9 protein-coding genes are annotated in these 10180 nt (G+C 72.6%); 4 read left to right on the top strand and 5 right to left on the bottom strand.

All coding sequences use genetic code 11. The annotated features are described in order from the left end of the window. Positions 1-42: 42 nt before the first annotated feature. The 4 genes from FrCorBMG51_RS17640 (at position 43) to FrCorBMG51_RS17625 (ending at position 4361) form a co-directional block, all read left to right on the top strand. The gene (locus FrCorBMG51_RS17640; protein ID WP_047224162.1) at positions 43-666 is read left to right on the top strand and encodes a hypothetical protein; all 624 of its coding nucleotides are present in this window, start codon (positions 43-45) and stop codon (positions 664-666) included. A gap of 466 nt (positions 667-1132) precedes the next feature. Beyond that, on the top strand, positions 1133-1990 hold the full coding sequence (locus FrCorBMG51_RS17635) for a mechanosensitive ion channel family protein (RefSeq protein ID WP_052914791.1): 858 nt from the start codon (positions 1133-1135) through the stop codon (positions 1988-1990). A 311-nt stretch (positions 1991-2301) separates the two neighbouring features. Beyond that, on the top strand, positions 2302-3090 hold the full coding sequence (locus tag FrCorBMG51_RS32645) for a hypothetical protein (RefSeq protein ID WP_076844274.1): 789 nt from the start codon (positions 2302-2304) through the stop codon (positions 3088-3090). Positions 3091-3125: 35 nt separating this feature from the next. Continuing rightward, the gene (locus FrCorBMG51_RS17625; RefSeq protein ID WP_235433687.1) at positions 3126-4361 is read left to right on the top strand and encodes a CE1 family esterase; all 1236 of its coding nucleotides are present in this window, start codon (positions 3126-3128) and stop codon (positions 4359-4361) included. A 2656-nt stretch (positions 4362-7017) separates the two neighbouring features. Here FrCorBMG51_RS17625 and FrCorBMG51_RS17610 read toward each other — a convergent pair. The 5 genes from FrCorBMG51_RS17610 to FrCorBMG51_RS31655 all read right to left on the bottom strand — a co-directional run. Then, a complete protein-coding gene (locus tag FrCorBMG51_RS17610; protein ID WP_047224158.1) occupies positions 7018-7455 on the bottom strand; it encodes a DUF3180 domain-containing protein in 438 nt (145 codons plus the stop codon). After that, a complete protein-coding gene (folK, locus tag FrCorBMG51_RS17605) occupies positions 7452-7913 on the bottom strand; it encodes a 2-amino-4-hydroxy-6-hydroxymethyldihydropteridine diphosphokinase (protein WP_013871806.1) in 462 nt (153 codons plus the stop codon). Before folK ends, FrCorBMG51_RS17610 begins: the two co-directional genes overlap by 4 nt. A 185-nt stretch (positions 7914-8098) precedes the next feature. Next, a complete protein-coding gene (gene folB / locus FrCorBMG51_RS17600) occupies positions 8099-8554 on the bottom strand; it encodes a dihydroneopterin aldolase (protein WP_083731190.1) in 456 nt (151 codons plus the stop codon). Further along, the gene (gene folP / locus FrCorBMG51_RS17595; RefSeq protein WP_047224156.1) at positions 8551-9579 is read right to left on the bottom strand and encodes a dihydropteroate synthase; all 1029 of its coding nucleotides are present in this window, start codon (positions 9577-9579) and stop codon (positions 8551-8553) included. Before folP ends, folB begins: the two co-directional genes overlap by 4 nt. 151 nt (positions 9580-9730) lie before the next feature. Beyond that, the coding region (locus tag FrCorBMG51_RS31655; protein ID WP_235433686.1) for a GNAT family N-acetyltransferase at positions 9731-10180 on the bottom strand (450 nt) is incomplete at its 5' end.

Genomic DNA, 10180 nt, shown 5'->3' with positions numbered 1-10180 from the left:
GGGTCACGGCAGCCCGCCGGCAACACGACGCCGGAACAGCCGGTGGTCCCGGTCGCGTCGGCAGCCGCCCGGACGAACCTGCACGCGGGGGACTACGTGCTGACCGAGGGGCCGGAAACCACCGGCTTCAACGCGAGCACGTCCCTGGACAACCGTGGAGCCCTCTCCGTAGCCGCGATGACCGGCTTCGCGGCGTGTGTCGGGAGGTCGGGAGCCGATCCGAAGATCGAGCCGCTGGACTCAGCCAAGGGACCCTACTTCGCCACGAACGACAACCTGGTCTTCATGGGTTCGGTGGCGGCGGTCTACCCGGCCGAGGTGATAACGGAGGCGGTCCGGATCGCGGCCGATCCGTCCTTCCCCTCCTGCGTCGGTGACCTGCTCAAACGCGGGTACACCGAGGCCGCCGACCTGCCCGAGGGCAGCACTTTCACGATCCTGTCGACGACGAAACGCACGCCCCCGGCCGGTGTCACCGCGCTGACCAGGGTGAAGGCGTCGATGACCCTCGACGGGCCGGCGGTGCCGATGACGTTCGACGTGATGTTCGTCTTCGCCGGCCAGGTGCAGAGCTCCTTCCTGGTCGGCCGGGTGTTCGACGCACCCGACCAGGCCGTCGTGAACCGGATCGCCAAGCAGATCGTCCGAAAGACCGCCAACCAGTAGGCGGCACGCCGGTCAGGAGAGGACCGTCTCCCCGGCGGTGGCCGGGGAGACGGGGCCGACGGGCCTGGGCTACCGCCACCTCGCGGCGTTGTTGTGCCTGGCAGCGCCGTTGTGCCTGGCAGCGCTCCACCTCGGGGTGCTGCCATCTCGCTGGCAACCAGACGTCCCTTTTGTTCGGGGCATCCATGGATGGACTACACGAAAGCTACTTTCAGAGACCGTGTGGCAACATGGCGCGATCGCTATGTATGAGGTGTTCTGTTAGCGGCCACCCCTGTGGGGACCTACGGCATGTTCCAGGCGTCTCCAGACGTCGTCGTTCGACACCGATCCGGTGCGCAACCCCGAGCGCGAAACACACGGTCGCGTCGCCCTCGGCCCTGACGGTGGCCCGGGGAGCCGGGCCACGGCAGCGGGAGACAAGCACGATCACGCCGCCTCTGGCCCCCTAGACGGAGGAGGACTATTGGTACCGCAGGCTGCCGGCTGGGACCAGGGTGTCCAGGACGCGTGGACATCCGTCATCCAGAGCGTGCCGAAGATCGGGGCGTTCGTGCTCATCCTGCTCGCCGGCGGCCTGGCGGCCCGTGGCATCGTCAGCGCCGTCAACCGTCTCCTGGTCCGTGCCGGCGCCGACAACCTGCTCGACCGCAGCGGGCTGGCCCGCATGCTCCGTCGCCCCGCGGCCGACCTGCGCGCCGGCCTCATGCGGCTCACGTTCGCCATCGCCGCGCTGGCACTTCTCCAGCTGGCACTCGGCGTGTTCGGGGTCAACCCGGTCAGCATCCTCGTTCACGATCTCATCGTCATGTTGGCGCGGGCCGTGCTCGCCTGCGTCGTCCTCGTGATCGGCGCCACCCTGGCGTCCGCCGCGCGCGGCTACGTCGGCAACGCGCTCAGCGGCCTGCCCTACGCCGGAGCGGCGGGGGTCGTCAGCGCCACCATCATCATGATCGGTTTTGGCAAGGCCGCCCTGGACGAACTCGGCCTTGCCACATCCGTGACAACACCGATGCTCTACGCTGTTCTCGCAACCGTCACCGGAGTGACGATCGTGGGGGTGGGCGGCGGGCTCATCCGTCCCATGCAACAGCGTTGGGAGGAGGCCCTGCGTCGCGGCGGACAGGAGCTGACCAGCGCCCGGTCGACGTGGCACGGCAACCGGGCACGCTCCGCGGCCGAGGAGCCGATGGTGGTCTCCGTGAGTGACCTGGTCGCCTCCGGTCGCACCGGCAGACGGCCGGACACCCCTCCGGATCCGCTCCCCCCGCGGCAGGAGACGGGCGAACCCGACGGCCACGCCGGACCCACCCGGCAGTCATGACCTTCCAACCACGGGAGCGGCCGGCGTCCGGGGCCGATGGCGGCGCCGGCCGCCACACCAACGAAGCCGCCTGTGGCGACGCCGGCCGCCGCACCAGCAAGCCGCCATACCAACAGCCACCGCAATAGCGACAACGGTCCAGAACGGCCGCAACGGACACGTGTCCGTTCCACGAACTGACGCGCGCGACAGGAGTGGGTAAGGCACTCTGGTACGACAGCGAGTCGCAACCAACGACAGCCAAGGCCACTTACGGGGCACGTCACTACGGAGCACGTCACGCAGCACGCGGGAAGTGGGGAGACATCTCGGTGGACACGCCATCAGACCTGGAGCGCTCCCGGCTGCTCCTGGTCTGGCTACAGGCCCGTCGCGCCGTCGACCGCTGCCTGTCGGACCTGCTTGCGGCCGGGCCGGCCGGCGAACGCCGCGTCCGCGAACAGCTCGAGCTGGTCAACGACCTGGAAAGCCGCGCGCGGGAGGCGTTCGTGCAGTACCGCTCCGCGGTACTGCAGCCCCTGCCGGACACCGACCCGGCGGACGCGCTGGACACCGCGGGCGTAGTGGACTGGACCGTTCCCCTGGACGCGGCGGGGCGCCCGCGCCTGGGCGTGGTACGGACGGACCAGCCTGGTCCGGATCCGGAGCGGGACCAGGTCACGGGAACAGCCCCGAACACCGTCGACTCCGGCCCGGTGCCCGGTCCCGGCACCGGCACCGGCACCGACCTGGGCCGCTCGGCATCCAGATCCGGAACAGATCTTGGTCGCACGGCGTCCGGATCCACATCCACCACCAGGACAGGACCGCCCACGGATTCGGCCTGCCCCGGAAGTCCAGCGGCCACCTCACCCGCTGGCGGGACCAGCGGGCCTCCCACCGGATCCCCTACCGGGATCACCGGAGCGACCGGGACCGCCGCGGGCCGTCCTTCTTCCGCGCCCTCTGCGCCTCCCGCACCACCCGCCCGCCCCAGCGGCTCATTACCGTCCGCGCCACTGCCATCCGCGAGAGTCATTCCGTTCGCCGGCCGGGACCGTGAAACGGACATCACGCGCAGAACTCGAGCCATCCGGGGGAGTCAACGCCGGCACCGGTGACGGACTTCTGTCACCAACAGGACAAAATATGTGTGATGCCGCCCTCCCGTCTGGCCCGCGCGCTGCTGTCCCAGCGCCGCCGCCGTAGCTCGCCTCGCCGCCGCGGCCTGCTGCGGCGTGACGTGCTGGTCTGCTGCGCCGTGTTCACGTCCGTGCTGGCCCTGTGTGCCGGGGGATGCGCGGCTCTGTACGACCGCGTCCTGCCAACCCCCTCCCCGACCACGCTCATGATCACCGTGCCCACCCCGACAACCGGGCCGGACGCGTACGAACGATCAGGACGCACGACACAGTTACGCCTGACGCTGCCGGCCATCACGGTCGCCCCGCCCTTCCCACTCGTCATCGCGTTGCACAGCCTGAACAACGACAGCTCGGAGCCACAGTCGCTGTGGGGCTTCGACGCGCTCGCGGGCACCGCCGGGTTCGCCGTGGCCTACCCTGACGCGCTCAACACCTCCTGGAACGCGGGCACCTGCTGCGGAAAGTCCGCGGCCGCGCAGGTCGACGACGTCGGATGGTTACGGGCGCTCATCTCGCATCTGGAGCAGCACTACCCGATCGACCGGCAACGGGTGTTCCTTGTCGGTTTCTCCAACGGCGGCATGATCGCCTACCGTTACGCCTGCGAGCACGCTGGCGAGATCGCCGGGATCGCGGTGGTCGCGGCCAGCCTGCAGACGGCCGGCTGCGCGCCGGCGAAACCGGTGACCGTGGTGGCCATCCACGGCCAGCTCGACAAGCGCGTCCCATACGCCGGCGAGGCCTGGTCCGAGGCGCTCGGGACGCCCCTGCGGTCGGCGCGGGAGAGCCTGTCGCCCTTCCGGGCCAGTGCCGGCTGCGCCGAACCGTCGCTGCCGCAGGACACCTTCACGGTCGGCAGCGACGGTGGCGCCATCGGAAACGCGGCCGGCGGCCAACTCGTCGGCCTCGACGAGGACGGGGCCGCGGGCCCGGCCAGCCGTGGCGGGGGCGCGCAACAGGCGGCGCCCGGCCAGGCCGTCGCTGCCCTCGCCCCACCGGCTGGCGCCGGGGGCCGCACCGCGACGAGCGGTCCTGGGGCCGGCGCCGCGTCAGCCGCCCACGACGGGTACACGGCGATCAGGCAGGAGACGGTGTGCTCGTCCGGCAAGCGGATCGTGGAGTTCCTGCTTCCCGGCCTCGCCCACGGTTGGCCACCCGCCACCGGCCCGAAACGCTTCGACACCGCCACGGTGATCTGGCGGCTGCTCGCCCCGATGCGCTCACCCGCTCCCGGACCCGACCTGTAGGCCGGCCCTACGGCCACCGGCCGACGCGGGCGGGTGCTCCAGGCAGCGCCGCCTGCGTGGAACAGGGCCGCGGAACAGGTCTAGCGTCCGCATAAAACAACGGAATAAAAATTCCACAACAATAAAAATCATCAACAAAAGGCCAACGGCGGCAGAGGCCCATGTCGGACCGGAGATCCACACCATCGCGCGGCGACAGCACGCACGGCAACAGACGAAGCGTCGATCAGGTAATACGGCCCGGTTCCGGAGCCATCAGAGCATCGAAACAAGAAGCAAACAGTTGCTGTAACAGCTGTTCGTTTCCTGCTCTCTCATCCAGCAAAATCGAGTGTTACTGCTGGTAACCGGTGTATAAGAGCGCTCCGGCCTGCCCGGTGCGCCCGGGCGCCCCAGACTGCCCATCCAGACAGCTCGTCCCGTACCGCCGGGGTCATGCCGGGCGGAAGGAGGCGCGCAGGCTCTCCAGCAGCGTGGTCGCGGTCGCTGCCGACTGCGCCGACGAGCGGGCGATCAGGACATAGACCGCGTCCCCGGCCGGCACCGCCCGCATCACGTAGGTGGCCCGCTGCCCTTCGCGCAGGTACGAGCCAACCCACTCCTGGACCTGCGCGCCGCCGGGATCCGCCACCGTCCGGGTGGTCTCCCTGGTCACGCCGGGCTGGATGGTGAACTCCGAACCCTGGACGGCGGTGAGCGCGGCCGCCTGGTCCGTCCCGGCGACCCGGGCGACACCGACCATCTGCGGGCCGCCGGACCGCGCGTTCCCCACCGGCGGCTCGACGAAGAAGACCGCGGTGTTGTCCCGACGCTGCTGCCAGGCCGCCGGATGGGAGAACGCCGCCTTCTGCTGCGCGTCGGTGACGGCGACCCAGTCGGCCGGGACGGTCGCCGGGGGCGCCGTCGTGGCCGGCGGCTGGCTCGCGGGCGCTCCGGGTCCCGCGGTGGCGCCGGCCGGGTCACCGGACGCCGCGGACGGCCGGNGGCCGGGCCGTGACGGCGGCCGCACCGCCGCCCCCACCACCGCTGATCTTCTGCCACACGAACCCGGCTCCACCCCCGACAGCGAAGGCGACACCGAGGATCACCACCGCGTACACGAGTCGACGCAGCAGCCAGGGGAGCCCGGCGGCGTCCCGGGGACGGTTCCGGCGCGTTCCGGCGTCCCCTGTGGATCGGTCCGTGGACCGCTCTGTGGACCGCTCTGTGGAGCGGCTCGCGGACCGGTCCGGCGACCGGGGGTCGCCCCGGTCATCCCGACGCCGACCCGACTCGGCCCGGAGCGTGCCGACCTGCTCACCGGTGGTGTCCTGCTCGGCGGCCGACGGGCCCGCTCGGCGGTCGTCGGAATGGTCCGGCCCTGGCCGGCGGGATGTCGATGTCGACGTGTCGGCGCCGACCTGCCTGGTCCGGGGCGGGGGGACACCGTCCGGGCGTCCGGGACGGTCGCTGCCCTTCCTGGACCGCAGGTCCGTGAAGACCGTCATTTCGCCGGCCGCCGGCCCGTCGAGCGGCAGCGGATCCGGCGGGTAAGGCGCGCCGGGCTGGTAGCGGCCTGCCTGCCGTGAGCCGGCGGCCCCGGGCTGGGGGCCGCCGGAAGCGCCGGGGGGAGCCTGCGGGCGGGGTACCTCCCGGTACGGCTCCCCCGCGCGCGGGGCGGAATCGACCGGCGGCGGCCCGAAGGGCCTCGCCCCCGGTGCGAGCCGGGTCTGCTCCCCGTAGAAATCGGATGCGCCGGCCTGGGGAGCGCCTGTCAGGGGATATCCGGCCGCCGGAGCGTACCCGCCGGGCACGGGGGCGGGCTCGGCGCGATAGCCCGCCGGGGGCCCGTAGCCGGTGTCCGGCTCGTCCCGGGCGTAGCCGGCCCGCGGCGGTACGCCCTGCCGCTGGGGCGGGCCAGGTGACCGCGAGTCCGGATACGCTCCCGGTCCTGGCGGGGGATAACCGCCGGGCGGCTGATATCCCCCGGCCGCCGGCTGGGGGCCCACAGGCGCCCGGGGAGAAAAAGACCCCTGGCGAGAGTCAGGAGACCGGTACGAACCAGGATCCTGATACTGGCGGGCGTTGTAGTAGCGCTCAGCATCCTGGTTCTGGTATGAACTCGGAGGGTAGTCGCCACGGCCGCTGGGAACCGGCCCCGCGTCGGGACGGTCCGCCGTTGCCGGCACGCCGTCCGCGACTGTGGCTCGACGTGGGTTCGACGCGTCAGATCGTCGCATATCATCCGCCACCGACCAACCTCCTCACGATCCGCGCCCACGTCATATGTCCCCCCATCGGTGTACCACGGCGTTGCGCTGGCGTTGCGCGCGCCCAGTTGACAAACGCCGGATCGCGGGATCCTCATCATGACCAGACGCTGGACGGACACTCCGGGTTGCGGGCACCGCGGAAACCACGACCGCGCACTCCTCGATCAACTGGGCTTTCGCGGTCATCCGAGGCTTTCGATCGCCTGGCAGCGCCGGTCACGCGGGGCGGGTGCCAGCCGCGAACGCCGATCCGGATCATGATCCAGACGGGCGTGTCGCCAAGGACGCTTCTCGGCGGAACGAGCGTACCCGACGGCACGCTCGCGCCGATCTTCCCTGATGGCCGGCGCCCGGCACCGGACACCACCGCCGATATGGCTACACATGGTCGCACAACTGGCGCGCTATGGCTTCGGGACCCGGCACACCCGCTCGAGCAGGAGGCCGCTGACAAGGAGCACCAGCGCCGCCGCGACCCCGAGACCAGCGGTGACCGCGTCGGTGTCAGCGGTACCGAACTCGTCCAGACGTGGCAGCGCGTAACCGAGCAGCGCCGCCCACGCCCCCATGAGCGCGGCCCCGGCCAGGCTGCTCGCCTTCGCCAGCGCCGCCAGCCGGGCGACGGTCAACGGCAGGATCGGCCTCGTGCCCGGACGTCCCTGCAGCCGGCGCCGGGTGATGGCGGCGGTCTGTGCCTCCGCCAGCCCGACGATCAGCAGCGACAGCGGTGCCGTCCGCGGGAACCGTGGCAGGTCCCGATAGGTGAAGGCCAGCAACACGTACGCCAGCACGCCGACCACCACGGCCGCCGCCACCAGCTCCCGCGCCCGCGTCGGCCTCACCCGGACAGACTCCACGGCGTCCGGCGGACCCCGGAGGTGTCCAGCGCGGCCACCAGCTCCTCGACCCGGCCGTGCCCGGGCAGCGCCGCGTCCGGGTCGACGTCCAGCCACGGGACGCAGACGAACGCGCGCAGGTGGGCGCGTGGATGCGGGATCAGGATGTCCGGGTCGTCGCTGACCAGATCGCCACAGGCGATCACGTCGACGTCCAGGGTGCGCGGGCCCCAGCGGACGGTTCGCGCCCGGTGGGCCGCCCGCTCGGCCGACCGGGCCGCGGCGAGCAGGTCCCGCGGCGGCGCCGCCGGGACCAGTACCACCGCGTTGAGGTAGTCGTCCTGGTCGGGCCCGCCGACAGGCGCGGTCTCGTACACCGGTGACACCGCCACGGACCCCAGCAGGCGGGTGGCGGCACGCAGCTGGGCGAGGCGGTCGCCGAGGTTCGAGCCCAGCGCCAGCACCGCCGGCGCCTGGCCTGCCGGCGTCGGTCGCCGCGCGAGGCTCCCCGGCCGCCGGCGCCCCGGCGACGGACGCCCCGGCGGCCGGTGCTCCTGCGGCCAGGGCTCCGACGGCCAGGGCTCCGACGGCCGAGGCTGCGGCCCGGGCCCGGAGGCGTCCTGGGGCCGGTGCGGGCCCGTGGCCCCGCTCATGCCCGCCGACCCCGGGTGACGGTGACCGCGACGTCGGTGAACGGCAGCGGGATCGGCGCGGCTGGCTTGTGCACGGTCACCTCCGCCCGCAGGACCCGGTCGTCGGCCAGGCACGCGTCGGCCAGCCGGTGGGCGAGCGTCTCGATCAGATTGACGGGCTCCCCGGCGACGATCCCGGCCAGCGTCTGTGCCAACGTCCCGTAGTCGACGGTGGCGGCGACGTCGTCGCTGGCGGCGGCCGGCCGGGTGTCCAGCCACACCGCGGCGTCCACCACGAACTCCTGGCCGAGCTCGCGCTCCGCCGGTAGCACACCGTGATGACCCCGGACTCGCAGTCCGGTCACGGCAATCCGGCCGGACGCGACGACCGCCGCGGCAGGAGACACGGCGGTCGTGGCGGAGAACGCCGTGGGAGACGTACCGGTAGACGTGTCAGGAGACGTGCTGGTCATACCGCGCTCGTGGGCGGAAGCCGGAACGCGCCACGGGCCGACACGCCAGGATCCGACGTCCCAGGATTCGACCTCCCCGGATCCGACGTCCCCGGGTCCGACACGGCGGAATCCGGCCTGGCGGGTGTCCGCTCCGCCGGCGCGGGGCCGCCGCCAGCCGGCCGGGCCCGCCACTCGCGGGCCTCCCGCCATGCCTGGACGACCCGCACCGCGTCGGCCGCGGCCCGCACCGCGTGCACCCGGACCGCCCACACCCCGTCGGCCGCCAGCAGGGCGGTCGTCGCCTGGGTCGCGTCGTCGCGCTCCCCGGCCGGGCGGGGACGCTCGTCGGCGTCCGCGAGCAGGCTGCCCAGGAATGACTTGCGTGACGTGCCGACCAGCAGCGGATGCCCCAGCGCGGCAATGGCGTCGAGGTGGGCCAGCAACGTCCAGTTGTGCCCGCTCTCCTTCGCGAAACCGATCCCCGGGTCGACGATCACCCGTTCGGGCGCGATCCCGGCGGCGAACACGGCATCGAGGCGCTCACGCAGCTCGGCGACGACCTCGGACACGACATCACCGTAGACCGCGCGGGTGGCCATGTCCGCGCTCACACCTCTGGTGTGCATCAGAACGTAGGGGACCGCTCGCTCGGCGGCCACCGCCAGCAGGTCACGGTCAGCGGCACCCGACACGTCGTTGATGACCGCGGCGCCCGCGGCCAGCGCGGCCTCGGCGACGGCCGGACGGGTCGTGTCGACGCTCACCGCGACACCCGCCGCGGCCAGCTCCGTCACCACCGGCAGCACCCGGCGCAGCTCCTCGGCCGGATCGACCCGCCCCGCGCCCGGCCGGGTCGACTCGCCCCCGACGTCGACGATGTCGGCGCCCTCGGCAGCCATCGCCAGACCGGCCCGCACCGCGTCGACCGCGGTCGGATAGGCGCCCCCGTCGGAGAACGAGTCCGGTGTCACATTGACCACACCCATCACGCGGGTACGACCCAGCGGCTCCAGAAGACCACGGCTGGCCTGCACGGACGTCATGCCCCCTACGCTAGGCCGTGTCCGGTGGACGCTGGTCAACGCGGGCGGTACCCCGGGCGGCCTGCCGCGGAGTGTAAGGACGGCTGGCTCTTCGCGCGGGCTGGCCGGGCGGTCGTGCCGGCGGTGCCGCACGGCCGCTGGCGCCGGTCGCTCACCCGCTGGCGCCGGGAGTCGCGGCGGTGTGCAGCCGGCGGTAGGAGTAGCGGTAGACCGGGCGGAAGCCGAGGGCGGCATACAGCTGGCGGGCCGCCGTACTCGTCTGCTCGACCTGCAGGTAGGCGCGGGACGCGCCCGCTTCGGCCGCCCAGGCCGCCAGCCTGGTGAGAACCGCGCGGGCGGCTCCCCGGCCGCGCGCGGCCGGCACGGTCGCCATGCTGTAGATCCCCAGCCAGTCGCCGTCCACGGTGCCGCGGCCGACGGCCACCGGCACGCCGTCCAACACACACAGGACGTATGCCGCGGGCACGGTGAGGTTCGCCAGCACCCCCAGCGTGCCGGCCCGCTGGCCGGCGAAGGTCGCCAGCACCTGGCCGGCGACGTCCAGCCAGACATCACCGACGGTGTCGAGCAGGATCGCCCGGTGACCGTCGGCGCCGGCGGG

Origin of the sequence: Protofrankia coriariae, from assembly GCF_001017755.1 — a bacterium.
Taxonomy (GTDB): Bacteria; Actinomycetota; Actinomycetes; order Frankiales; family Frankiaceae; genus Protofrankia; species Protofrankia coriariae.
Note: the sequence above shows the minus strand (reverse complement) of the source record. Positions and strands in the feature narration are given on the sequence as shown.

Excerpts from the sequence above, each read along its gene's own strand:
- FrCorBMG51_RS17625 (WP_235433687.1), top strand. The coding sequence starts at position 3,126 with ATGCCGCCCTCCCGTCTGGCCCGCGCGCTGCTGTCCCAGCGCCGCCGC.
- folB (WP_083731190.1), bottom strand. The coding sequence starts at position 8,554 with ATGACCAGCACGTCTCCTGACACGTCTACCGGTACGTCTCCCACGGCG.
- folP (WP_047224156.1), bottom strand. The coding sequence starts at position 9,579 with ATGACGTCCGTGCAGGCCAGCCGTGGTCTTCTGGAGCCGCTGGGTCGT.